We start from the raw sequence: 23,924 nt of genomic DNA, 5'->3' as shown, positions 1-23,924 counted from the left end.
GGTATAATTTTCGCGGAGCTGAAAATATCCCATTACGTTGCTAAATGTATCGCGACTCTTTTTCGCGCCTGGTCATAGTGCAAACGTAACGGCGCAGACGCCATTACCGCATGAAGTACCCCATGACGTATCCGGTCGGAACACGAAATGATTTCGGATATAAAAAGACCCCATCCGGACATCGACGGCTGGGGTCAGAAAAGGTGGGCTTGTTATTTAGCGCTGACGCTAACATCAATACCCGGGAAATATTTCTCCGCCAGGGTTTTGATGGTGCCGTCGGCGCGTACTTTATCAATTGCGGCGTCAAGTTGCTTTTTGGTGGCCTCGTCACCTTTACGCAACCCAAAGCCGATGCCACTGCCGAGGATCGTATCGTCTGATACCGGTTTGCCAATAAAGCCAAAACCTTTACCCTGCGGTTTGCTCAGGAAACCTGCCTGCCCGGCCGCCGACATGACCAGCGAGGCGTCAATGCGGCCATTTAGCAAATCACCCCATGCCATATTCTGATCTTTATAAGACACCACGGTGACACCGTGCTTTTCCCAGTGCTCTTTTGCATAAGTTTCCTGAATGGAACCCTGCAATACACCGATGGTTTTGCCTTTCAGACCTTCGGCTGTCGCTTCCATCCCATCACCCGATTTGCCCACTAACTGAGAGGGAATGCGATAGATAGGCTGGGTAAAATCAATGCTCTGACGACGCTGCCCGGTGATATTCATCGCTGAATTGATAGCGTCAAATTTTTTCGCCACAAGGCCTGGGATCAACGCATCAAATGACGTTTCAACCCAGGTACATTTCAGTTCTGCGGCTTTACAGATGGCCTTGCCCAGCTCAATATCAAAGCCTTCCAGTTCGCCGGACGCATTGCGGCTTTCGAATGGCGGATATTCCGCTTCCAGGCCGTAGCGTAACTGGGTGGCGGCGAAAGAAGATAATGAGCAAAGCATGCCCATGCCCAGAAAGAGTGCTTTCAATTTCACGATTAACGCTCCTTAGCGTGGCTTAACACGACACAGGGCCTGCGCGCCTGCTCTGAGTGTGGCCTCATCTTTGGCAAAAGAGAGGCGAATCAATTTGTTATCAGTGCCATCGGTATAAAACGCCGATAACGGAATGGTGGCAACGCCGTAATCGGTAATTAACCTTTTCACCATCTCGCTGTCGCTCTCGTCGCTGAAATGGCTGTAATCCGCCAACAGGAAGAACGAGCCCGCGCTCGGTAATAAGCGAAATGGCGATTCTGCCAGCAGGGTTTGCAACAAGTCGCGTTTGCGCTGGTAGAACGCCGACAGCGACAGCCAGCTCTGGGGATCGGTCATATGCTCGGCAAAAGCGTACTGCATTGGCGTATCGGCGGAAAACATTAAAAACTGATGGACTTTCACAATCTCATCCATCAACTCAGAGGGCGCGACACAATAACCCACGCGCCAGCCCGTCACATGATAGGTCTTACCGAAAGACGAGATAATCACGCTGCGCTCCGCAAGTTGCGGATGGGTCGCCATGCCATGGTGCGGCTGATCATCAAAGACCACGTGCTCGTACACTTCGTCAGACAGAATCACGATATCCGTGTTACGCGTTAAGGCCGCCAGTTGTTGCAGGTCATCAGCGGAAAAGACCTGGCTGCTCGGGTTATGCGGCGTGTTAATGATGATCATGCGCGTGCGCGGTGTGATGGCCGCACGAACTTCATCCCAGTTCACCGCAAAATCGGGGACCGTCAGTTTAATGGCGATGGGTGTCGCCCCTTGCAGACGGACAATCGGCGCATAGCTGTCAAATGACGGCTCGAAATAGATAACTTCATCGCCCGGATGGACCAGACCACTGATGGCTGAATAGAGACCTTCACTGGCGCTGGCGGTAATCAGTATTTCGCTGTCCACGTCATACTGCGTGCCGTACAGGTCGTGAATTTTCTGCGCGATGCGCGCTTTCAGCGGGCGTAAGCCCGTCATCGGAGCATACTGGTTATGATCGGCCTGCATCGCCCTGGTCACGCCGGAGATCAGTTGCGGGTCGCAGGAAAAGTTGGGCGCGCCCTGAGAAAGGTTAATCGCATTATGCTGTGCGGAAAGCTGGCCAATAACGGTAAAAATGGTCGTACCCACGTCGGGTAATTTAGAGCGGGTTTTCACCGGTGTACGCAGAGTCATTCTTAATCCTTTCTCATTAAAAGTGCATAACCATTCAAATAAATGCGCATTGAGTCCACAATCGATTTGTTGTCATAATAGCCATGAGTAAATTGCATAGCTGGAGTTGTCATGCCGAACCGTACGTTGCCACTAAACGCTATTGACGCTTTTCTGGTCACAGCCCGCCATTTGAACCTTACCCATGCGGCAAAAGAGTTATGTCTGACGCAGGGCGCGGTAAGCCGTAAAATTGCTTCGCTGGAAGCATGGTTTGGTTTCCCGCTGTTTGAACGTCATGCGCGTGGTTTGCGGTTATCGCCTCAGGGCAGCGCCCTGCTGCCGGAATTGCGCTCGGCTTTTGAACACCTGCAAACGCTTGCCTCACAGGCGCGCGCGCAGCAAAAGGTCGTTCGTCTGAAAGCGCCAACCTGTGCAATGCGCTGGCTGGTTCCACGACTTATCCAGCTTGAGCAGACCTGCCCGGACGTGGAGGTAGCACTGACTACCACCACTGACCATGGCGTTAACTTCAAAACCGAGCCGTATGATGCGGCAATTGTTTTTGGTACCCATTTCAGCGCGGGCGATCTGCTGTTTGATGAAGCGCTGACGCCGGTAATGAGCACGCAATTAACGACCGATGAAAGGTTCAGTAATGTGACCTTTCTGCATCCGACCAGAGATAAAACGGACTGGTCACTGTGGCTGGCGAAACAGGACAGCGCAGCGTGGGTTATGAAAAAAAATCAACACTTCGATACCATGGATCTGGCGATCACGGCGGCCATCCAGGGGCTGGGGGTGGCGATTGCCGATGAAACCCTGGTCGCGGAGGATATTCGTGCCGGACGGCTGATGCGCCCCTATGCGCAAAGCGTTAAGACGGGTGCGAGCTATCGTCTGGTACTGAGAGATTCTCAGAATAATGCCGCCGGGCTGGCGGCATTTCGTATGAGTTTACTGAATAATTAATCAAGTTTGACGTGATGTCTCATGACCCGTTTAAACAGCGTCAGGCGTGCGCGCATAAAGCGATTTGTCATGCGAAAGCCCGCATGTTTATTCAGTCCCATGCGTAACAATCTGTCGCGCCCTTTGCCGCAGGACTGCCAGCGAACAGGCCCCTGCAGCACATCGCAGATGACGCTGGCGTCGCGGGCAAAACTCACCCAATAATCGGCAACCTTTGCCGCAAACGCCAGGTCTCGCTCATTGACGTAATGGCGCGCCGGTTCCGTCAGCATAAGGTTATCAAACACGTACGGCACTTCGTTTCCATGCCACGCGCCGTTGGCGTAGGTGTCATGCTCGGCCTCTGCAACGTAGTCAAACCAGTAACGCCAGCACGGCTGCCCGATGCGCTGTTGCGCCTGCATCACCACCAGCCCGAGCGAGGTAAACGCCATGTCCCGGCAAACCTGGCGCCCCAGTTCCGCATCCCCTTTTACCCCAGGGTAAAGCAGCTTAATGATCCCGAGGCCAAAACGCTGCTCGCGCCGTAACTTATCAATTTGCCCGGCAAGATCGACGCCAAACTCGGCCATTACGCTGGCTTCGTCGCTGTTCGACCCCACAATCACCGGCATCGGATGCTGCGTTGCGTTGAAAAAAACGTCCAGCGCTGGCACGGGTAAAACGCTGTCTCCGGCAATCGGCGCGGGGGCAATTTTTAACGGTGAAGCGAGCGGCCAGAATGCCTCAGCCGGGATTGCACGCAGTGTCTCTGCCGTGGCGTCAGGCACGCCGAGATGCTCTGCAACGGCAATCCCTTTTTCCAGTGCACGCTCAAGCGGGATATCCGGCAAGGTATAGCTACTCTGGATAATGGCTTTATGGAACAGCCCTTTTGCCTTCGGCGAGGCCATCAGCGACATCACGCTACGCCCCCCGGCGGACTCGCCAAACAGCGTAATATTGCGGGCATCACCGCCAAAAGCGTGGATATTCTCTTTAACCCAATGCAACGCCGCAATTTGATCAAGCAGGCCAAAATTACAGAGGGTTTCCTCCTCTTCTCCTTGCAGGGCCGGATGGGCAAAAAAGCCGAGATGGCCAAGGCGATAATTGAGCGTAACCAGCACCACGCCGCGCCGGGCAAGTGCTTTGCCATCATAGGGCGGCAGATCGCCCGCGCCCATCGTAAAACCGCCGCCGTGCAGCCAGACCATCACCGGGAGCGACCCACTACGCGCGGCAGGCGCGCAGATATTCAGATAAAGGCAATCTTCGGAAAGCCTTCCCGGATCGCCACCGGCGATCCGCGTGCAGGTTTCACTGTTTTGCCAACTGGCGGCAGAAAATGTATCGGCAACGCGGATCCCCTGCCAGGGCGCTGGCGGCTGTGGCGCCCGCCAGCGTAGTGGACCGACGGGCGGCGCCGCGTAAGGGATACCGCGCCAGCTAAGGCAATCATCATCCAGTGTGCCCAAAAGCGTGCCGTGACGGGTTTCTGCTATCGGGGCGGAGGGATTTTCCATGACAACATCCTGATTATTCACGTCCGTAGCAGAGTACCTTTTTTACAACAGACCGCAACGTCGTTTGCTGCGCTCTTCCGCTTGCGCGTAGAGGGTGAACTCATCAAGCACTTCGCAGCCGAGCGCCTCTTCAAAACGCAGCTTGCTGGCGTTACCGTGGCTTCGCTGTTGCGTTTCATTGCCAAGGTTTGACTGAAAGATCCCGGCCGCGCTGACAGGGAGAAAATCTTCATAGATGATAGGTTGCGCAACAACCCAACCGCGCTCAATAAGCGGCTGCGGATCGTCGCCCGGACGAATCGCCTTCCGATGAGCCTCGCCGGAGGGCGTCAGGCGATAACGGAAGTAGGCCAGTTGCTGGCGGCGCAGTAGCATTTCGCTGTCGGGGAAAGCGTGAAACATCTCCTGTAAGTGTAACTGATGGGTCAGATTGTCTTTTCCGGTTCCCGCTTCGTTAAGTAGCCGATCATACAGTGCCCGGCCTTTTGGCGTCAGGGCCACGCCACGTTGTTCGATTTCGCCAAAACGGGCAGTATGTGTCCCCTGCTGCTCACCGGCGAACAATACCGGTTCATCAAGCGCTTTGAAGCTGGTCTGGCGCAATAAAATCGGCACATCACGGCGTGGCGGCCCTTCAATCAGGATTTTGGGCTCGATTCCATATTTCGGCATCAGCGCCTGTACCTGATCAATATCCAGGGTGCGTGGCGTCAGATGGTTGATATGGCAACCAGGGAAGCAGACCACATCGGCGATCAGGCGGTGCTCATTGTGGAGCGCATGGTATGTCAGGGCGTCCACGGTGGCATGACGATGCCAGCGAAAGGTCTCCAGCGCTTCTTTTACAAACTCACTCGCCTGAGAGGCAGTGAACTCACCGGTTTGTTCATGCAGGGCAATGAGTTCATGGCAACGTGGGGTGAAAATATCCCTGCGTTGTAAAATGGCGGCGGCTTTATCGCGAAGCTGCACATCCTCAATCAGCTCAAGACGCAATAACGACGTAAAGATGCGAAAGGGATTACGCGCCAGAGCCGCATCATCAATGGGGCGAAAGGCGGTTGAGTGTACCGGAACGCCCGCCTGCGACAGGTCGTAATAGCTCACCGGAAACATACCCATAATCGCGAACATCCGTCGTAGCGTCGCCAGCTCATCCGGGCGTCCAACACGAATCGCCCCATGACGTTCGACGTTCAGCCGCGCCAGTTCGTCTGCGTTAACCAGTTGTTCATGCAAGCGGGGATTATTTTCAAGGACTGCCAGATTGACGTCCGCAACCAGCTCCAGCAAGGTGCCGTACTGCGGAACTTCCTGCTGGTACATCGCTGACATTGCTTGCGAAAATTGTTCCCGAATTTCATCAGCCGTGATGGTGTTCGCCATGTTGTCATGTCTCCAGTGTGTATTACCTGGAGTGTAGAGAAGCCCTTGCTGGCCTGTGGGAGATAATTTACGAAGTGTGATCGCGGCATAAAACCAAAAATGCCGTATTTCCGGCTGTTTGCATAACCAAAAATTATGCTTAAACCCCCACAGACATGCGGTTGACATCACACTGCCGGGAAAATTTGTTTGTAACTCAACGAGATTAAATGTTAAGAATGTTTTGCTACCAAGTTAACATAATTAAGCAACTTTACTTGCCACGGACATCGCTTCGTTTTTACATCATCTTATGGAAAAAAACGGTTTGTTCAATCAGCGCATACGCTTGCGCCATCTGCATACATTCGTCGCCGTCGCTCAGCAGGGAACCCTGGGGCGTGCGGCAGAGACCCTTAACCTTAGTCAACCAGCACTGTCCAAGACGCTCAATGAACTGGAACAACTCACCGGCACACGTCTGTTTGAACGTGGTCGTCTGGGGGCGCAACTTACCCTGGTGGGCGAGCAGTTTTTAACACATGCGGTTCGGGTACTTGATGCGCTCAATACCGCAGGGCAGTCGCTCAACTACAAACCCGAGCAGAACAATGCGGTGATCCGTGTTGGCGCGTTACCTACTGCGGCGCTGGGCATTCTGCCGTCGGTCATTGGCCAGGTCCATAAGCAGCAGCCAGATATCACCATTCAGGTGGCCACCACTAACAATCCGATGTTATTGGCCGGACTGAAATCAGGAGAACTGGATGTCGGCATTGGCCGTATGTCAGACCCGGAACTGATGAGCGGATTGACCTATGAGATGCTGTTCCTTGAGTCGCTCAAATTGGTGGTACGCCCCAACCATCCGCTGTTGCAAACCACGATAACACTGAGCCGGGTGCTGGAGTGGCCCGTCGTTGTGCTGCCTACCGGTACGGTGCCGCGCCAGAATACGGAGGATCTGCTGCAAAGTCAGGGTTGCAAACTCCCGACCGGCTGTATTGAAACGCTGTCTGCGTCGCTATCGCGACAACTGACTGTCAATTTTGATTATGTCTGGTTTGTCCCTTCCGGCGCAGTGAAGAACGACTTACGCGAAGGTTCACTCACCGCGCTCCCCATTGTTCCGCCGGGTATGGGCGATCCTATTGGCATTCTTACCCGCGTGGATGCTCCTCTCTCCATCGGCGTACAAACGCTGATCGCCGCTATTCGTAAAACCGTGCCGGATTAATCTGCACGCGCGGCAGGCACGGGCAGTTGCGCAAATGGTAAACTTATTGTTAATTGTGTGATAAAAGATAGTTGTTGATTAAGGATTGCTGTTACGCAGCGTAGTATTTGCGTAAGCGCAATCCGCTGTCCGGAAGAACACATGAAATTCAAAACTGCCATAAAACCCTATCGCGCCGCTGCCGGTGGATTAGGTTCTCTTGAAGCAACCACCCGCTTCGTTATCGACAGCAAAAATGCCCTTAAAAACTTGCGCAACCTGCTGCGCATGAATAAAGCCCGTGGTTTCGACTGCCCCGGTTGTGCCTGGGGTGATGACAATAAAAGTACTTTCAGTTTCTGCGAAAACGGCGCGAAAGCGGTGACCTGGGAGGCAACACGCCGCCAGATTGACGCCAGCTTTTTTGCGCAACACAGCGTCAGCGCTCTCAACCGGCAGAGCGACTATTTTCTGGAATATCAGGGTCGACTCACCGAACCGCTGCGCTATAACCCCCAAACCGATCACTACGAACCGGTGAGCTGGGATGATGCCTTTGCCCTGATTGGGCGCCATATCCGTGAGATGGACCACCCGAACCAGATGGAACTCTACACCTCGGGTCGCGCCAGTAATGAAGCGTCGTACCTTTATCAGCTCTTTGGTCGTATGGTTGGCACTAACAATTTCCCCGATTGTTCAAACATGTGTCACGAGGCCAGCGGCGCCGGGCTAAAACGCAGCATTGGTGTTGGTAAAGGCACCATTCATCTCACCGATTTTGAACAGGCCGATGCCATTTTCGTCTTTGGGCAGAATCCCGGCACCAACCATCCGCGTATGCTGCACAGCCTGCGTCATGCTGCCGATCGCGGCGCGCGTATCGTCACCTTTAATACCCTGCGTGAACGTGGTCTGGAACGTTTTGCTGACCCGCAAAAACCGCTGGAAGTGGTCACCCCGATGGCGGGCGCGATCAGTTCTGCCTATTACCAGCCAAATCTGGGTGGCGATATGGCCGCCGTACGCGGGATGGCAAAAGCCTTACTGGAAACCCATCGTCAGCGCCTGGCGAACGGCGAAGCCGGTATCTTTGATGATGCCTTTATCGCGCAACACACTAACGGCATTGAGGCCTGGTTTGCGCAAATCGATGCCACGTCCTGGCAGTCCCTTGAAGCGCAATCCGGTTTGAGTGAGCAGCAATTACGTGACGCCGCCACCGTCTGGCAGAGCGCCAGGCGTGTCATTTGCACCTGGGCGATGGGCATTACCCAGCATAAACACTCGCTGGACACGGTACGTGAAATCGTCAATTTGCAGTTGCTCGGCGGCCATCTGGGCAAACCGGGCGCGGGACTGTGCCCGGTGCGCGGACACAGTAATGTACAGGGCAACCGGACAATGGGGATTGATGAAAAACCGCCTGCCGCCCTGCTCGACAGCCTGGCTCGTCACTTTGGTTTCGAACCCCCACGCGCTCCGGGACATCACACTGTGGCCGCGATTCAGGCTATGTTGCGCGATGAAGTGAAAGTGCTTATCACGCTGGGCGGTAATCTTGCTGCCGCCGCGCCGGATACCACGTTGACCTGCGAGGCGCTAAAACGTTGCGGTTTGACTGTGCACATCAGTACCAAACTCAACCGTACCCATCTGATGCCGGGTGCGCAGTCGCTCATTTTACCGACCCTGGGACGAACCGAAGAAGACATGCAGGCGACAGGCCGTCAGTTCGTGACCGTCGAAGACTCATTTAGCATGGTGCACGCCTCAGAAGGCATCGGTAAGCCACTGGCAGACACGCAAAAATCAGAAACCGCGATTGTGGCCGGTATCGCCCATGCGGTACTGGGCAACAGCAAGCTGGACTGGCTGGCCTTAGCCGATGATTACAACCTGATTCGCGATCATATTGCCGCTACCATCCCCGGCTTCACTCATTTCAACGCCCGCTGCGAAGAACCCGGTGGATTCTGGCTGGGGAACGCGGCGGCATCTCTCACCTTTGCCACGCCATCCGGGAAAGCGGAATTCAGCAGCGCGCCGCTGCCGGATGCCGTCTGCCCGGAGATCAGCTCGCCCTTTGTGTTACAAACACTACGCTCCCACGATCAGTACAACACCACGATTTATGGTCTGGATGACCGCTATCGCGGCGTTTATGGTCAGCGCGACGTTCTGTTTATGCACCCGGATGATATTCTGGCCCTGGGGCTGAGCGATGGCGACCGTGTCGATATCACCACCCTGTCGACCGACGGCATTACGCGTCAGGTTACCGGTTTCCGTCTCGTTGCGTACGCTATCCCTCGCGGTAATCTCGCAGCCTATTACCCGGAAACGAACCCACTGGTTCCCCTGACCCGCTACGGTGACGGTACCGGCACACCGACCTCTAAATCCATCCCTGTCACGATTACCCCGTCGCAAAGCGCCGATACGCTGCGTATCGCCTGAACAGCAAGGCCCGCCCTGTGCGGGCCAATTCTCAAATAATGCGATCTAATTTATTAACAATTGCGCCAAGCAATTTAACAGATTTATCATATTTGCAAATTCACCAAATGGTTCGCTTACCATGCAAACAGTGAGTTTTTCACGCGGATTCCCTCGATAACATCTGCAATAAAACGATAACCCTCTAAAACCGTTATCCATTTGGTACAGACTTTATCATTGCGTATCGGATAATCGGTGTGTTTAAGGAGATGGATATGGCACCTGGCAGCACCCCACGCAGGCTGGTTACCCTTCTGCGCTGGCTCCTCGCCATTCTGATGCTCGTCATCGGTCTGGCCATCGGCATTCCTGGCATCAAACTCATCACATTAGGCGGCAGCGTCTGGTTTACTGCGATGGGGATTGTGATGCTGATTGCCGCAATACTTATCCTGCGAAATCGTCCCGGCGGCCTCATTCTGTATGCGCTGGGCTTTATCGCTTCCATCATCTGGGCAATTTACGATGCCGACTGGGCATTCTGGCCCCTGTTCTCACGCTTATTTACCTTTGCCGTGCTGGCATTTCTGGCGGCACTGCTGTGGCCATTTATGCGCGCCCGGCAGACGGTAAAACCGGTTAACAAATCTGCGTTTAGCGTCGCGGCGATCCTCGCCGTTTTACTTCTGGTCAGTATTGGCGGAATGTTTAAAACGTGGAATGTGATCTCCCCAACCGAGTCGATTACCGTTAAACCGGTTCAGCCTGGCAGTGAACAGCACGACTGGAAGCACTGGGGCAATACCACCCATGGCGATCGATTTGCGGCGCTTGACCAGATCAACAAACAGAATGTCGACAAGCTGCAAGTCGCCTGGATAGCACATACCGGGGATATTCCGCAGAGCAATGGCTCCGGCGCGGAAGATCAGAACACGCCACTGCAAATTGGCGACACGTTATATGTCTGTACCCCATACAGCAAAGTGCTGGCGCTGGATGTGGATTCCGGTAAAGAGAAATGGCGCTACGACGCAAAAGCGACAGCGCCAAACTGGCAGCGCTGTCGTGGCTTAGGGTATTACGAAGAGCCGCACACTGCCGCCTCTCCAACGGTACAGGCTCAGCCTGCTACGTGCGAACGTCGGCTGTTTCTGCCCACCACCGATGCACGTCTGGTGGCACTGAATGCCGATAAGGGGCAACCCTGCGCAGACTTTGGTGATAACGGTACCGTTGATCTGAGCATCGGCATGGGCGACATCAAACCGGGTTATTATCAGCAAACGTCCACGCCGCTGGTGGCCGGCAATATTGTTGTGATCGGTGGCCGCGTGGCGGATAACTTCTCCACCGGCGAACCGCCGGGCGTGGTTCGCGCCTATGATGTCCATACAGGCAAACTGGCATGGGCGTGGGATCCGGGTAACCCGGACCTGAAAGGCTTGCCGCCTGAGGGGAAAACCTGGACACGCGGTACGCCAAACGTCTGGTCGGCGATGTCTTACGACGCCAAATTGAACCTGATCTATCTGCCGACCGGCAACGCCACGCCAGATTTCTGGGCGGGTGAACGTACCGCGCTGGATGATAAATATAGCTCTTCGATTGTGGCGGTTGATGCGACAACCGGCGATGTACGCTGGCATTTTCAGACCACCCACCACGATTTGTGGGATTTTGATTTACCGTCACAGCCTCTGCTCTATGACTTACCGGATGGCAAAGGCGGGACCACGCCGGTATTGGTACAGACCAGTAAACAGGGCATGATCTTTATGCTCAACCGCGAAACCGGTGAGCCGGTGGCGAAGGTTGAGGAACGCCCGGTTCCGGCTGGTAATGTGAAAGGCGAACGTTATTCCCCTACTCAGCCGTACTCGGTGGGCATGCCGATGATCGGTAATGAAACCCTGAAAGAGTCCGACATGTGGGGAGCAACGCCTGTCGATCTGCTGATGTGCCGTATCGCCTTTAAAGGGATGCGTCATCAGGGTGTCTTCACACCGCCGGGGCTGGATCGCGCATTGCAATATCCGGGGTCGCTGGGCGGCATGAACTGGGGCAGCGTCTCGGTCGATCCGACTAACAACCTGATGTTTGTGAACGATATGCGTCTGGGCCTGGCAAACTATATGGTGCCGCGTGAAAACGTAGCGAAAAACGCCAGTGGGATTGAGATGGGTATTGTACCGATGGACGGCACACCGTTTGGCGCAATGCGCGAACGTTTCCTGTCACCGCTGGGTATTCCGTGCCAGAAACCGCCGTTCGGGACAATGTCCGCTATCGACCTGACCTCCGGGAAAATGGTGTGGCAGGTTCCTGTGGGTACCGTTCAGGATACCGGTCCGCTGGGTATCCGCATGCATATGCCGATCCCGGTCGGGATGCCGACGCTGGGCGCATCGCTGTCTACCCAGTCCGGGTTGCTGTTCTTCGCAGGCACCCAGGATTTCTATCTGCGTGCGTTTGATACCGCAACGGGGAAAGAAATCTGGAAAGCGCGTCTGCCGGTCGGTAGCCAGTCTGGCCCGATGACTTATGTTTCGCCAAAAACGGGCAAACAGTACATCATCATCAATGCGGGTGGCGCACGTCAGTCCCCGGATCGCGGTGATTATATTATTGCTTACGCGTTGCCGGATAAGCCGTAAACCTGGCCGCGTTATCAACAAACCCGCCGCAATGGCGGGTTCTATGCTATCTGTATTTCAACCTGAATTTTTCGGCCTAATTGCGCAAGAGCAAATTCAACTTTCTCAACTTTTGACGAATGTTCTACATCTAATAGACGATCAACCTGCGGTGCGTTCACGCCCAATCGACGAGCGAGATCGGCTTTACGGGTTCCCGTTTCAATCATCGCGTTATAAAGCGCAGCCTTCATTGCAACCAGAACCGGAATGATAACAACACGCTCATCCTCTCTGGCGGGAGTCGCCACCGGAATCGGACGGCGCATATCCATTTCAAGTGAAATAGCGGTAACGATCCCATCTTCGGCCTCAAGGAGCGCTTCTTCCGGCGTATCTCCTACCGAGTGCATCAGCGGTAAATCGCGACAGGACACCTCATAAACTCGCGTTTCTGCATCCTGAGTTAACTTCACGGCATAATTGAACATATTTTCACCTTTTAAAGCCCAAGATCTTTGATTATCTTTTTTCTTGTGCCTTCCGGCATCTCCTTTGCGCCATGGTCTGGAAAAATGGACTGTCTGTCGTCTAAATAGACTTTGAAATGGCTGCTGCCGCGGCGATGTTTCTGCAATATAGCTCCCTGCTCTAACAACCACCGTCTGAACTCACTGTATTTCATCCGGTTCCCTCCGTTGAACCCATGGCAATGCTATCAATTATGCATATAAAAGCAACATTAATGATGTGATTTTGCGACGAATTTCGATAAATACAGGGGAGAGTTTTCTTGAAGGGGAGTTGTAAAAAGGGCCGCATTAGCGGCCCTCATACCATTAGAACGTTTCCCAGTTCTCGCTGCCATGTGCCATCGCAGGGCGCTGAGTACTGACGGGTTTCGTCGGGGTTGATGAAGATTTCACCGGACGACTTGTGCCACCGGCATGCACGCGAAACGCGCCAACCGCTTCGGTAAGACGCGCAGCCTGCTCTTCCAGAGACGTAGCCGCCGCCGTTGCTTCTTCTACCAGTGAGGCGTTCTGCTGAGTGACATTATCCATCTCGGTGATAGCCTGGCTTACCTGAGTAATCCCTTTACTCTGCTCATCCGACGCAGCGGCAATTTCCAGCATGATATCGGTAACGCGTTTCACCGCCGTCACGATCTCATCCATCGTTTCACCTGCGGCCACGACCTCACTTGAGCCTTTATCAATCAAACTCACTGACTCGCTGATCAGTGCTTCAATCTCTTTCGCTGCCTGCGCACTGCGGCTTGCCAGTGTACGGACTTCGCTGGCCACCACCGCAAAACCGCGGCCTTGCTCACCGGCACGCGCAGCTTCAACCGCGGCGTTCAAGGCGAGAATATTTGTCTGGAAGGCGATACTGTTAATGACTGCAGTAATTTCAGAGATTTTCTTCGAGCTGGAGGTGATATTGCCCATGGTCTGTACCACGCCATCAACAATCTCACCGCCTTTCGTCGCTTTACCGGAGGCATCACGCGCCAGGCTGCTGGCATGATGCGCATTGTCCGCATTCTGTTTCACGGTCGCAGTAAGCTCTTCCATACTGGCTGCGGTCTGCTCAATCGCTGCAGCCTGCTGTTCAGTACGTGAAGAAAGGTCGGTGTTCCCGGCAGAGATCTCGCTGGTTCCGCGATAAATTTCCTCCGCGCCATCACGCACAGTGGTAACGGTTTTGACCAGGGAGTGCTGCATCAACTGCAAATCGTGGGTCAGACGACCAATCTCACTGCGTCCGGTGACCTCTTCCGCGACAGTAAGGTCTCCGGCTGCAATATGTTCAATACGTTTGGCTGCACGCTGCAACGGATTAATGACCACACGACGTAATACGGTAAAGGTAATGACCGTTAAGAACAGCGCGATAGCAAAAGCCCCTGCCATAAAGATCAGCCCAAGCTGAGTGCGTTGGTGAGCCATTTCACCGAGGCGAGTCGCGCGATCGCTACGAATCTGAATGGCTTTAAGCAGGTATTCATTAAATGCGCTGTCTAAAACGCGCGCCTGCTCATTTTCATGGTTGATGATGGCTTCAAACATGCCGTTTTTGGCATATTTCAGCATCGGCTGCATACCGTTGAAATAGGCGTTAAAGCGCGTGGTCAGCTCGCCATCGAGCGCTAAATCTTCCGGGGTTTTCACCGCTCGGGCCATATAGGCATTAAAGCCATCTTGCGCTTGCTTGATACGTTTCTCCGCATCCGCAATGTTCTTTCTCATATCATCCATTTCCGCAATGCGGCTGGCCGCCCCGGCATGGATCAGGCTGATACGCGCTATACGTAAGTTATTGGAACTGTTAGATAACCCCATACGAACCTGGATTTCTTGCGTAACATCCTGCTGGTCTCGGTCAGCCTGCATCAAGAAATACCCTGCTAACCCGGAACTCAGCGCAAATAACAGCAAAATGCCACTCAGGATAGCGGAAAATAAGGGAACCAATCGAATATTGTGCATAAATCCAATGCTTTGCTGTCTGTGCATCGCTGCTGTGTTATCCATGGCTATCGACTCTCTTTTATATAAGATGCGTAAAACACGCCTGTAAGAAAGGTATCGGCAATTGTGGGATTTATGTTAAGGGGAAAAATGTCAGGCGGGTCACAGATTTAGACATTAAAAATGCCAGCGGCATAACCGCTGGCAGGTCGTTTACTTATTTGTCGCCGAAATGAATGACGGTACGAATAGACTTACCTTTATGCATGAGATCAAAGGCGTCGTTGATCTGATTTAACGGAAGTCGATGGGTAATAAACGGGTCGAGACGAATCTTGCCTGCCATCGCATCCTCCACCATTCCCGGTAACTGGGTACGCCCTTTTACGCCACCAAATGCTGAACCACGCCAGACACGGCCTGTTACCAACTGGAACGGACGGGTTTTGATCTCCTGGCCGGCACCGGCCACACCGATAATGACGCTTTCACCCCAGCCTTTATGGCAGCACTCGAGCGCCGCGCGCATCACATCCACATTGCCGATGCATTCAAAGCTGAAATCAACACCGCCGTCAGTCAGTTCAACAATTACTTCCTGAATAGGTTTTTCGTAATCCTTAGGATTGACGAAATCGGTGGCCCCCATCTCTTTCGCCAGGGTGAATTTATCCGGGTTGGTATCCACGGCAATAATACGACCGGCTTTGGCCTGAACCGCACCCTGAATAACCGCCAGACCAATCCCGCCCAGGCCGAAGACTGCAACGGTGTCACTCTCTTTCACTTTCGCTGTGTTGTGTACCGCACCAATACCGGTGGTCACGCCGCAGCCGAGCAGGCAGACTTTGTCCAGCGGCGCCTGCGGGTTGACTTTCGCGAGAGAAATTTCTGCAACCACCGTATATTCACTAAATGTACTGGTGCCCATGTAGTGGTAAATCGGTTCACCATTGTACGAGAAACGGGTGGTGCCATCTGGCATCAGACCTTTACCCTGCGTGGCGCGAACGGCCTGACAAAGGTTGGTTTTACCGGATTTACAGAACTTACACTCGCCACATTCTGCCGTGTACAGCGGAATAACGTGATCGCCGGGTTTCAGGCTGGTCACCCCTTCACCGACTTCCACAACAATACCGCCGCCTTCGTGGCCCAGGACCGCCGGGAATACGCCTTCCGGATCATCACCTGAAAGGGTAAAGGCATCGGTATGGCAAACACCGGTGTGGGTGATGCGTACCAGAACTTCGCCTTTTTTCGGCGGCGCGACATCAATCTCAACAATTTTGAGCGGTTGACCCGGCCCAAACGCAACAGCAGCACGTGATTTCATCAGACTCTTCCTTTTTATGTGTACGTTAGAATTTATTTTAGATAAGAGCGTAAAAGATGACCGACTTCCGCCATACGGGCGGCGCGCTGATCGGGCGTAGTATCACCACTGACCAGTTCATCTTTCAGGTGTATCTCCACCATTTCCCCCATCAGACCGTTAGCTGCACCGCGTACGGCAGCGATCTGTTGCAGGATGGCAATGCAGGGATCGCCGTTTTCCAGCGCGCGCTCCAGTGCGTCGACCTGCCCACGGATACGACGAACCCGTGTGAGGATACGTTTTTTATCTTCAGGTGAATGCGGCATAGCCACTCCTTTTTATACTATAGGGGGGTATGGTACATGATTCGATGTCTTGCTGTAAAATTAATGTATTGCGCTAACAAATAAAGCAGCCAGCACACAGGCTGGCCTTCGCGTGTCAATGACTCACTGGTTGAATCGTATGGGGGTTGACCTGCGCCGTCAGCACCATCGGAAAAGCCGAAAGTGAGCGTAATCCTCCTGCTCTTTCCCGCTGGCCTGATAATTATCCCGACCCAGGATAAGCGCCATAGTATAGCGTCATCTACAACCGACATATTTTTAAGCAATACATGTGCAATTTTGTTGCGTTCTTCGTACACACAGGAATATATCTTGCGAATCGGCAATATGTGTGAGTGAAGAATAAAAGTAATATATTATCGAAATAAGTTTAGCCATACTTTGGATTAATTTAGGCACACTAAATAATAACAAGCAGCAACGTTAACAACCCTCATTTTTTAAAAGATTACGTCCCCTTCAACTTATTGATATATAGCCACGTGTAACGCCAGACTTATTTATTTTTCATGAAATATAAATTATTAAAACCCCGTGACGATAATATTTTTATTGAACACTTATACAGTCGCATTATTTTTGGTTTCACGCTGGAGCAGGAAGATATGGTTAAGAATATGAACATCCGTCGGAAGTTAACATCGGCTTTTAGCTTGATTATTTTGGTCTTATTGGTGCTAAGTGGCGTATTTTATTATAATTTTTCCACTCTGGTTAATGCAAACAACTGGAATGTGCATACTTATCAAGTCATTGATGAGAACAGAGCACTGACATTAAGCCTGGTAAATATGGAAACCGGCTTACGCGGTTTTGCGCTCACGGGTAAAGAGGAGATGCTGGAACCTTACAGCATCGGCATGAAATCATTTTCCAGCCACTGGGACGCACTTAAAGCATTTACCGCCGACAATCCCGCTCAGCAAGAGCGCCTAAAACACCTTTCTGAACAGTATTCGCTGTGGTTACACGACGTCGCCGAGAAAATTATTAACCAGCGCCGGGAAGTCGTGAACCAAAAGATGAGTATTGATGACTTTAATGCCAGTTTCGAAGCGAATACAGGCAAACGTCAGATGGACGTTATGCGGGGCATAATTGATGAGATGATTAATGCGGAAAGTGCATTACTTCTCGTCAGGCAAGACACCGTGAAGTCTACTGAGACGCAAACCCGCTCTATTCTTCTTTTTGGCGCCCTCCTGAGCGTGATTATTGCTGTGGCACTGTGCATTATTGTTGCGCGTATCATTACTGCACCGTTGCAGATTGCAGTAAAAGCCGCCGAGTCAATTGCGCAAGGCGATTTAACGTCTTCGATTAAAGGGCACTCCCGTGATGAAACCGGGCAACTTCTTAACGCGCTGGATGCCATGCAGATAAAGTTACGTTCCCTTGTCGAAAAAATTCAGGATTCTGCAGCGTCAATTGATGAGGCCGCCAGAGAAGTGGCGATCGGGAATACGAATTTATCGAGCCGGACTGAAGAGCAAGCCGCATCACTCATCGAGACCTCGGCCAGCATGGAACAACTAACGGCAACGGTGCGCCAAAACACATCTAACGCGCAGCATGCCAGTACGCTTGCAGCCACTGCCTCGTCTGTCGCGGAGCGTGGTGGCAAGGTAGTGCAAAATGTCATTAATACAATGAGCTCTATTTCTGACAGTTCGCAACACATCGTTGATATCATTGCGACCATCGAGGGGATCGCTTTCCAGACGAATATTCTGGCATTAAATGCGGCAGTTGAAGCGGCAAGAGCAGGAGAACAAGGCCGTGGTTTTGCTGTCGTCGCCAGTGAAGTCCGGGGACTTGCGCAGCGAAGCGCGACCGCTGCTAAGGAAATAAAAGCGTTGATAGAAGCGTCCAGTGCCAAAGTATCAGAAGGCACGACGCTGGTCGGTCAGGCCGGTTCCACAATGGATGAAATCATGGCCTCTATTCATGAAGTCTCTTCATTGATGACCGAAATCTCATCGGCATCCGGAGAACAATCTTCCGGCATTGAACATATCAGAGTGGCGGTGAACCAGATGGATGACGTGACGCAGCAAAACGCCGCGTTAGTTGCACAAGCCGCAGCGGCTGCAGCCTCTCTGGAGGAACAGGCGTCAACCTTGACACAAACGGTAGGAACGTTCCGCGTGGTTTAAGTCTTATTGTGCGCCAGGATCGTCATCCTGGCGCACAGGCGTTTTCGCCATAAGCCGGTTTTCATTTAACCGCCAACGATTTCACGCCTTCAATGCGGGATAAATCCGCGCCAATATCGCTTATTGGCGTACCGGGGCGTAGCGTTAAAACGAGAAACAATTCGCTTGTTTTATCGCCCGTCTGGCTATTTTTCAGGGAGCGAAAGGCAAATTTAACCTTCCTCTCCTGCAACGCGACCAAAACGATGGGTACACTTTCCGGTTTCAGTTTTATCTGCACGCCATAATGCTTGCTCAAAAAATGATGACTTAACTGCCGGAAGACTTCGAGGACGAAAAGCGTCATAAATGCGCCATAGATCCCAATGGCATACATTCCGCTGCCAATAACCAACCCAATGGCTGATGTGACCCACATTCCTGCCGCTGTGGTCAGCCCCTTGACGATCTGCTTTTGAATAATAATGGTCCCGGCCCCCAGAAACCCCACGCCACTGACCACCTGTGCCGCCACCCTGCTGGGATCCAGGGCCACATGATTCTCCTGCAAAATATCCTCAAAACCATATTTGGAGACAATCATAAACAGCGCGCTACCAATTCCGACAAGAACATGCGTTCTTAATCCGGCGTCTTTAGCGCGCAACTGACGTTCAAGACCAATAAGCCCGCCAAGTAACCCCGCCAGCGCCACGCGTAGCAATAAATCAGTCACCATTTTTCGCTTCCTTATTTATCCTCACGACTGTCACTTTATTCAACCAAAGCACATCTCAGCGCGAACGCAAGGTAAGCATCAATGACGCCGTGTATCGAGGAAAATCCTCTTTCTCTTTCCTGTTATTCCTTTTACTGTCGGGGATGACGTAAATCTGGCTGAGGCTTTGAAACAGAACCTATGGAAAAGAACCTGCACACCGCCATTGCTCTGCGTAAGGGGGGCGAATATGAAAAAAGCCGTGAATTACTTGAAGGCCTTATTAACATTGAGGAATTAAAGGCACGCGCGCTGCTCAATGTTGCCTGGTCCTGGGACAACCAGGGCATTGAGGATAAAGCGGAAATATATTATCAAGCCGCTTTAGAGGCAGGGCTTGAAGGAGAAGACAAATTTGAAGCGCTATTTGGCCTCGCCTGCACTTACCGGTGTCTGGGGAAATACACTTTAGCCAAAGCCCGTTTTGCCGAAGCACTGGCAACCTGGCCAGAGGCAACAGAAATTATCCCGTTTTATGCCCTCTGCCTGCATAACCTTGGCGAACACGATAAAGCGATGTCGATGATGCTGGAACTGCTTGCACAGCATTCACCGACAGAGAATATTAAACGCTATCAAAAAGCGCTGCATTATTACGCCCGGAATCTCACCGGGGCGTAAGTAATTAAGCGCACCCTTGCGGTTTAAAAATGCGGGTTGTTGATGGCGGGTTATTCACCAGTTTTGCCGCCCGCCTGCGGGGTCGCCTGACCAGTTCACCGCCGCAGTTCGGGCAGCGCATTGCCATCTTCTGCGCGCAATCCTCACAAAATGTGCATTCAAACGAGCAAATGCGCGCCTGGGTGGAATCGGGGGGAAGATCGGTATTGCAGCATTCGCAGCCAGGTCTCAATTCCAGCATAACGTGTTCCTTTAAGGTGCGATATCAACGTCGGTTCTGTTCAATCTCATTCAATAACATACCGACATAAATAAAGCACGAGCACGGAAAAATATCATGGCTGGATTTAAGGGTGTCGCCCTGGCATGAACTATTACGCCATCCTTGAGCAATCTTAAAGACCGCGTAGGTCTTGCCAGGGCAACATGTTCTGCCTTTTCTGGTGTTGGCCTAACAGGCAGAACAGAAGTGAGTCTATGCCATTGAAAGGATTAATCAAATAAAAATATATCATTGATCGACAAAACCGATCGAATGATTGCTTTTTGATCGCCTTTAGCACAAGAGATAAACACCCGGTAGCAACATGGCTACCGGGCGCCCCATTACCGCTTCAGGGGCAAGCCAGCCGTTTCGCGGGCGCGCAGGACTGTCAGGAAGGTAATCAACGCAGCGGCCATCACATAATACGCCGGAGAGAATTTGTCCCCCGTCGAGGTTATCAGCCAGATAGAGAACCACGGCGTAATACCACCAAAGAAGGCGACAGCGAAATTGTAGGCGATGGACAAGCCGCCATAACGTACACTGGTGGGAAAGAGCTCCGCCATCGCCGCGCTGCAGGCACCGTCGAAGGCCGCAATAAACGCGCCGAGCATCACCATTGCCAGCACCGCTGAGAACATATCACCGTTGGCCATGAGCATCATCGCCGGGTAACTCAGCAGAATGAAACCGGCACATCCCGTCAGCATCAACGGCTTACGGCCAAATTTATCGGATAAATAGCCCATAAAGGGTACCAGTACCGCGACTGAAAACAGGCCTATCGTGGTGATGGCATACGAATCCAGCTTTGAATAGTGCAGCTCTGTCGAAAGGTAACCGGGCATAAAGGTTTGCAGCGTCCAGTGGCCGACCGCTTTGATGACCACAAATCCCACGCAGAAAAGCAGCGCCGCCCAGGCATGGGTCACCGCCGAACGCAGCGGTGTGGCGTCCGTTTGCCCCTGTTTTTTCGCTTCCAGGAACTCGGGTGAATCTTCCAGATGCGTTCGCAGATAAAGACCAACCCAGCCTAATGGCCCGGCGATAAGGAACGGGATTCGCCAGCCCCAGTCATTCATGGCACTTTCGCCCAGAAATGCCGTCAACAGAAAGACCAGCCCGGAGCCTGCCACAAATGCCATAAAGCCAAAGTTATCTATCCAGCAAGTAAAGTAGCCGCGTTTGTTAACGGGAGCGTATTCTGCCAGGTAGGTTGTTGCACCGGAACTTTCACCACCGGCGGCAAAGCCCTGCACGAGTCGGGTGATCACCAGCAACACAGTGGCCGTAATACCAATCTGCTGATAGGTCGGCAGCAACCCCATCACAAAGGTCGCGCCCGAGGTCAGAAGAATGACGGTAGCAAGGACTTTTTGCCGCCCTTTCCGATCGCCAAGAGAACCAAAAAACAGACCGCCGAGTGGACGCATGACAAAGCCCGCGCCAAAGACGGCGAACGATGACAGCAGCGCCACGCTGGGATTTTCCGCGTGGAAGAATTGTAAACCGATGATGGCTGCGAGTGTTCCGTAGAGACCAAAATCGAACCATTCGACGAAATGGCCGACGCCCGTGGCCAGCAGAACTTTACGTAATTTGCGTGACGTAGTGGCATCCTCCGACAAAACCGTCCGTTCGAGAGATTGCTGTGCAGGCTGTGTCATAGCTCCTCCATTTATGACAGTGTTTCTATAATAGATATACTATCTACACTGACAGTTCGAATTTCGCACAGCAACTAACGCCCAAAATGTGATAGCCGCCCTGCTTTCTCGGTGAAAAACCAAAGACGATCACATTTCTTTTAAGCAAAAAATAAGCCCCGCAACCAGGCGAGGCTTAAAAATAACGGCATGATGACACCGCTATCGCATTTATATTTATACACGTTTCTTCGGCATCATGCGCAATAACGTGTTGTCTTTGAAGAAATAATGGTGTGCAAGCGCGGCCAATGCATGCAGGGCGATGACATAATAACCAAACATCGCCAGCGTCTCATGATATTCCTTAAGCATATCAACCAGATCGAAATTGGCTTCGGCTGCATGTGGCATCGACAAACCAAAAGCAATCCAGTTACCACCGCGGTTATACATCATTAACAGGCCCAGAATCGGCAGAGCGATAAACAGCAGGTAAATGATCAGGTGGCCAAGATGCGCCAGTCCGGTCAGCATCGGTGACGGTTTCGGCACGATGGGCGGTGTCGGGCTTTTCAGGCGAACCAACAGGCGTGCGATCATCAATACCAAAATAGTGATGCCACAGGAGACATGGACAATATTGAAATAGGGACGCCAGTCGCGCGGCGCAAAACCACGAAACTCCATGGCGCAATACGTGACAATGACCAGAAGAAACACCAGCCAGTGTATAGCAATCTGAAGCCCGGAATAGTTGCTGCGCATATGAAAATCCTGAAACGAAACAGAAGAAAAGCCAACATACCGGGCTTTTCTTAAAAATTCATTAACTTTTCTTTATCAATTATCAATCGTTTACGTCTGGATGAGAAGCTGTCATTTGCCGTAGTGTGTAACCCAGGCTATGCCTGGTGAAGTGATTTTTTTGAACCCGAAGGAGAAGAGTGATGAGTAAAATTGGCATTAATGGTTTCGGGCGTATTGGTCGTCTGGTATTGCGCCGTTTGCTCGAAGTGGGCAGCGATGCACAAGTTGTTGCTATCAACGATCTAACCTCCCCGAAAGTGCTGGCTTATCTGTTAAAGCACGACTCAAACTACGGCCCGTTCCGCTGGAGCGTGGACTTCACAGAAGATTCGTTGATCGTCGACGGTAAAAAAATCACCGTTTATGCAGAAAAAGAGGCAAAACACATTCCCTGGCGCAGCGCAGGCGCTGAGATCATCGTGGAGTGTACCGGTTTCTATACCTCCAGCGAAAAATCACAGGCGCATCTGGAAGCAGGGGCGAAAAAAGTGTTGATCTCTGCCCCGGCTGGCGAGATGAAAACCATCGTGTTTAACGTCAATGACGACACGATCACCCCCCAGGACACCATTATTTCGGTCGCCTCCTGTACCACCAACTGCCTTGCCCCAATGGCGAAAGCGCTGCATGACAGCTTTGGCATTAAGGTCGGCACGATGACCACTATCCATGCCTATACTGGCACCCAGGCACTGGTAGATGGACCTCGCGGGAAGGATCTTCGTGCCTCCCGTGCCGCTGCGGAAAACATTATTCCGCATACCACAGGGGCAGCTAAAGCGATTGGTCTGGTCATTCCAGACCTGAGCGGCAAGCTGAAAGGTCATGCTCAACGCGTACCAGTGAAAACCGGTTCCGTCACAGAGCTGGTCTCCGTTCTCGGCAAAAAAGTCACTGCGGACGACGTTAATCAGGCGCTCAAGAAAGCCACCGAGAATAACGAATCCTTCGGTTATACCGACGAAGAGATTGTCTCTTCTGACGTCATTGGTAGCCATTTCGGTTCGGTGTTTGACGCCACGCAGACCGAAATCACCGAGGTGGGCGACCTGCAATTAGTCAAAACGGTCTCCTGGTACGATAACGAATATGGCTTCGTCACCCAACTGGTTCGCGTTCTGGAAAAATACCGTCAACTCTAAGTTATGAAGCGGGTGGTTTTGCCACCCGCTTTTCCCACCTCGCCCACATTTTCTGGCTGATGCCTGTGATATAAACCACCGTTTCAATTTGTGGAG

Annotated in this window: 20 protein-coding genes; 7 read left to right on the top strand and 13 right to left on the bottom strand. The window is 52.4% G+C overall.

Going from position 1 to position 23,924, the window contains the following annotated elements; genetic code table 11:
• Positions 1–212: 212 nt before the first annotated feature.
• Positions 213–992 (bottom strand): transporter substrate-binding domain-containing protein, encoded by a 780-nt coding sequence (locus IP582_RS12150; RefSeq protein ID WP_193796102.1) that lies wholly within the window; start codon positions 990–992, stop codon positions 213–215.
• A gap of 12 nt (positions 993–1,004) precedes the next feature.
• Positions 1,005–2,174: a pyridoxal phosphate-dependent aminotransferase gene (locus tag IP582_RS12145; RefSeq protein WP_193796101.1), complete on the bottom strand. Its 1,170-nt coding sequence runs from the start codon at positions 2,172–2,174 to the stop codon at positions 1,005–1,007.
• A 111-nt stretch (positions 2,175–2,285) separates the two neighbouring features.
• On the opposite strand from IP582_RS12145, the gene IP582_RS12140 reads away from it, so the two are divergent.
• Complete coding sequence (locus IP582_RS12140; protein WP_193796100.1) at positions 2,286–3,128, top strand: LysR family transcriptional regulator; 843 nt, start codon at positions 2,286–2,288, stop codon at positions 3,126–3,128.
• Here IP582_RS12140 and IP582_RS12135 read toward each other — a convergent pair.
• Both IP582_RS12135 and IP582_RS12130 read right to left on the bottom strand, forming a co-directional pair.
• Entirely contained in the window at positions 3,125–4,633 is a 1,509-nt protein-coding gene (locus IP582_RS12135; protein ID WP_193796099.1) for a carboxylesterase/lipase family protein, read from the bottom strand. The two genes, IP582_RS12140 and IP582_RS12135, sit on opposite strands and share 4 nt — an antisense overlap.
• A 42-nt stretch (positions 4,634–4,675) precedes the next feature.
• Positions 4,676–6,019 (bottom strand): VOC family protein, encoded by a 1,344-nt coding sequence (locus IP582_RS12130; RefSeq protein WP_071194124.1) that lies wholly within the window; start codon positions 6,017–6,019, stop codon positions 4,676–4,678.
• 292 nt (positions 6,020–6,311) lie between these two features.
• On the opposite strand from IP582_RS12130, the gene IP582_RS12125 reads away from it, so the two are divergent.
• From IP582_RS12125 to IP582_RS12115, 3 genes are all read left to right on the top strand, one after another.
• Positions 6,312–7,235: a LysR substrate-binding domain-containing protein gene (locus IP582_RS12125; RefSeq protein ID WP_039079126.1), complete on the top strand. Its 924-nt coding sequence runs from the start codon at positions 6,312–6,314 to the stop codon at positions 7,233–7,235.
• Positions 7,236–7,376: 141 nt separating this feature from the next.
• The gene (locus tag IP582_RS12120) at positions 7,377–9,674 is read left to right on the top strand and encodes an FdhF/YdeP family oxidoreductase (protein WP_193796098.1); all 2,298 of its coding nucleotides are present in this window, start codon (positions 7,377–7,379) and stop codon (positions 9,672–9,674) included.
• A gap of 257 nt (positions 9,675–9,931) precedes the next feature.
• Positions 9,932–12,313 (top strand): glucose/quinate/shikimate family membrane-bound PQQ-dependent dehydrogenase, encoded by a 2,382-nt coding sequence (locus IP582_RS12115; protein WP_193796097.1) that lies wholly within the window; start codon positions 9,932–9,934, stop codon positions 12,311–12,313.
• Between the two features lie 41 nt (positions 12,314–12,354).
• Here IP582_RS12115 and IP582_RS12110 read toward each other — a convergent pair whose 3' ends face one another.
• The 5 genes from IP582_RS12110 to IP582_RS12090 all read right to left on the bottom strand — a co-directional run bounded on the left by IP582_RS12110 (position 12,355) and on the right by IP582_RS12090 (position 16,410).
• Entirely contained in the window at positions 12,355–12,783 is a 429-nt protein-coding gene (locus IP582_RS12110) for a hypothetical protein (protein ID WP_039079129.1), read from the bottom strand.
• Positions 12,784–12,794: 11 nt separating this feature from the next.
• Positions 12,795–12,977: a type II toxin-antitoxin system HicA family toxin gene (locus IP582_RS12105; RefSeq protein WP_039079130.1), complete on the bottom strand. Its 183-nt coding sequence runs from the start codon at positions 12,975–12,977 to the stop codon at positions 12,795–12,797.
• 154 nt (positions 12,978–13,131) lie between these two features.
• Positions 13,132–14,829 (bottom strand): methyl-accepting chemotaxis protein, encoded by a 1,698-nt coding sequence (locus IP582_RS12100; protein ID WP_193796096.1) that lies wholly within the window; start codon positions 14,827–14,829, stop codon positions 13,132–13,134.
• Positions 14,830–14,983: 154 nt separating this feature from the next.
• Positions 14,984–16,102 (bottom strand): S-(hydroxymethyl)glutathione dehydrogenase/class III alcohol dehydrogenase, encoded by a 1,119-nt coding sequence (locus IP582_RS12095; protein WP_193796095.1) that lies wholly within the window; start codon positions 16,100–16,102, stop codon positions 14,984–14,986.
• A 32-nt stretch (positions 16,103–16,134) separates the two neighbouring features.
• The gene (locus IP582_RS12090; protein WP_039079133.1) at positions 16,135–16,410 is read right to left on the bottom strand and encodes a metal/formaldehyde-sensitive transcriptional repressor; all 276 of its coding nucleotides are present in this window, start codon (positions 16,408–16,410) and stop codon (positions 16,135–16,137) included.
• A gap of 530 nt (positions 16,411–16,940) precedes the next feature.
• On the opposite strand from IP582_RS12090, the gene IP582_RS25505 reads away from it, so the two are divergent.
• Positions 16,941–18,587, top strand: a complete 1,647-nt coding sequence (locus IP582_RS25505) for a methyl-accepting chemotaxis protein (protein ID WP_304489930.1) — start codon at positions 16,941–16,943, stop codon at positions 18,585–18,587.
• Between the two features lie 61 nt (positions 18,588–18,648).
• Here IP582_RS25505 and IP582_RS12080 read toward each other — a convergent pair whose 3' ends face one another.
• Positions 18,649–19,305, bottom strand: a complete 657-nt coding sequence (locus IP582_RS12080; protein WP_193796094.1) for an MgtC/SapB family protein — start codon at positions 19,303–19,305, stop codon at positions 18,649–18,651.
• 180 nt (positions 19,306–19,485) lie between these two features.
• Between IP582_RS12080 and IP582_RS12075 the strand changes: the two genes are divergently transcribed.
• The gene (locus IP582_RS12075) at positions 19,486–19,965 is read left to right on the top strand and encodes a tetratricopeptide repeat protein (RefSeq protein ID WP_193796093.1); all 480 of its coding nucleotides are present in this window, start codon (positions 19,486–19,488) and stop codon (positions 19,963–19,965) included.
• Positions 19,966–19,969: 4 nt separating this feature from the next.
• Here the strand turns inward: IP582_RS12075 and IP582_RS12070 are convergent, their stop codons facing one another.
• The 3 genes from IP582_RS12070 to cybB all read right to left on the bottom strand — a co-directional run bounded on the left by IP582_RS12070 (position 19,970) and on the right by cybB (position 22,644).
• Entirely contained in the window at positions 19,970–20,206 is a 237-nt protein-coding gene (locus IP582_RS12070) for a DUF1272 domain-containing protein (protein WP_193796092.1), read from the bottom strand.
• Between the two features lie 365 nt (positions 20,207–20,571).
• Positions 20,572–21,897: an MFS transporter gene (locus IP582_RS12065; RefSeq protein ID WP_039079138.1), complete on the bottom strand. Its 1,326-nt coding sequence runs from the start codon at positions 21,895–21,897 to the stop codon at positions 20,572–20,574.
• Between the two features lie 216 nt (positions 21,898–22,113).
• A complete protein-coding gene (gene cybB, locus IP582_RS12060; RefSeq protein ID WP_193796091.1) occupies positions 22,114–22,644 on the bottom strand; it encodes a cytochrome b561 in 531 nt (176 codons plus the stop codon).
• 182 nt (positions 22,645–22,826) lie between these two features.
• On the opposite strand from cybB, the gene gap reads away from it, so the two are divergent.
• A complete protein-coding gene (gene gap, locus IP582_RS12055; RefSeq protein WP_039079140.1) occupies positions 22,827–23,828 on the top strand; it encodes a type I glyceraldehyde-3-phosphate dehydrogenase in 1,002 nt (333 codons plus the stop codon).
• The last annotated feature ends 96 nt before the right edge of the window (positions 23,829–23,924 follow it).

The organism is Citrobacter sp. BDA59-3 (genome assembly GCF_015167655.1).
GTDB classification, from domain to species: Bacteria; Pseudomonadota; Gammaproteobacteria; order Enterobacterales; family Enterobacteriaceae; genus Phytobacter; species Phytobacter diazotrophicus.
This window is presented reverse-complemented; position numbering and strand designations above follow the sequence as displayed.

Excerpts from the sequence above, each read along its gene's own strand:
- IP582_RS12065 (WP_039079138.1), bottom strand. The coding sequence starts at position 21,897 with ATGACACAGCCTGCACAGCAATCTCTCGAACGGACGGTTTTGTCGGAG.
- IP582_RS12130 (WP_071194124.1), bottom strand. The coding sequence starts at position 6,019 with ATGGCGAACACCATCACGGCTGATGAAATTCGGGAACAATTTTCGCAA.
- IP582_RS12075 (WP_193796093.1), top strand. The coding sequence starts at position 19,486 with ATGGAAAAGAACCTGCACACCGCCATTGCTCTGCGTAAGGGGGGCGAA.
- IP582_RS12145 (WP_193796101.1), bottom strand. The coding sequence starts at position 2,174 with ATGACTCTGCGTACACCGGTGAAAACCCGCTCTAAATTACCCGACGTG.
- IP582_RS12120 (WP_193796098.1), top strand. The coding sequence starts at position 7,377 with ATGAAATTCAAAACTGCCATAAAACCCTATCGCGCCGCTGCCGGTGGA.
- IP582_RS12095 (WP_193796095.1), bottom strand. The coding sequence starts at position 16,102 with ATGAAATCACGTGCTGCTGTTGCGTTTGGGCCGGGTCAACCGCTCAAA.
- IP582_RS12090 (WP_039079133.1), bottom strand. The coding sequence starts at position 16,410 with ATGCCGCATTCACCTGAAGATAAAAAACGTATCCTCACACGGGTTCGT.
- cybB (WP_193796091.1), bottom strand. The coding sequence starts at position 22,644 with ATGCGCAGCAACTATTCCGGGCTTCAGATTGCTATACACTGGCTGGTG.
- IP582_RS12105 (WP_039079130.1), bottom strand. The coding sequence starts at position 12,977 with ATGAAATACAGTGAGTTCAGACGGTGGTTGTTAGAGCAGGGAGCTATA.
- IP582_RS12110 (WP_039079129.1), bottom strand. The coding sequence starts at position 12,783 with ATGTTCAATTATGCCGTGAAGTTAACTCAGGATGCAGAAACGCGAGTT.
- IP582_RS12135 (WP_193796099.1), bottom strand. The coding sequence starts at position 4,633 with ATGGAAAATCCCTCCGCCCCGATAGCAGAAACCCGTCACGGCACGCTT.
- gap (WP_039079140.1), top strand. The coding sequence starts at position 22,827 with ATGAGTAAAATTGGCATTAATGGTTTCGGGCGTATTGGTCGTCTGGTA.
- IP582_RS12115 (WP_193796097.1), top strand. The coding sequence starts at position 9,932 with ATGGCACCTGGCAGCACCCCACGCAGGCTGGTTACCCTTCTGCGCTGG.
- IP582_RS12125 (WP_039079126.1), top strand. The coding sequence starts at position 6,312 with ATGGAAAAAAACGGTTTGTTCAATCAGCGCATACGCTTGCGCCATCTG.
- IP582_RS12140 (WP_193796100.1), top strand. The coding sequence starts at position 2,286 with ATGCCGAACCGTACGTTGCCACTAAACGCTATTGACGCTTTTCTGGTC.
- IP582_RS12080 (WP_193796094.1), bottom strand. The coding sequence starts at position 19,305 with ATGGTGACTGATTTATTGCTACGCGTGGCGCTGGCGGGGTTACTTGGC.
- IP582_RS12100 (WP_193796096.1), bottom strand. The coding sequence starts at position 14,829 with ATGGATAACACAGCAGCGATGCACAGACAGCAAAGCATTGGATTTATG.
- IP582_RS12070 (WP_193796092.1), bottom strand. The coding sequence starts at position 20,206 with ATGCTGGAATTGAGACCTGGCTGCGAATGCTGCAATACCGATCTTCCC.
- IP582_RS25505 (WP_304489930.1), top strand. The coding sequence starts at position 16,941 with ATGAAATATAAATTATTAAAACCCCGTGACGATAATATTTTTATTGAA.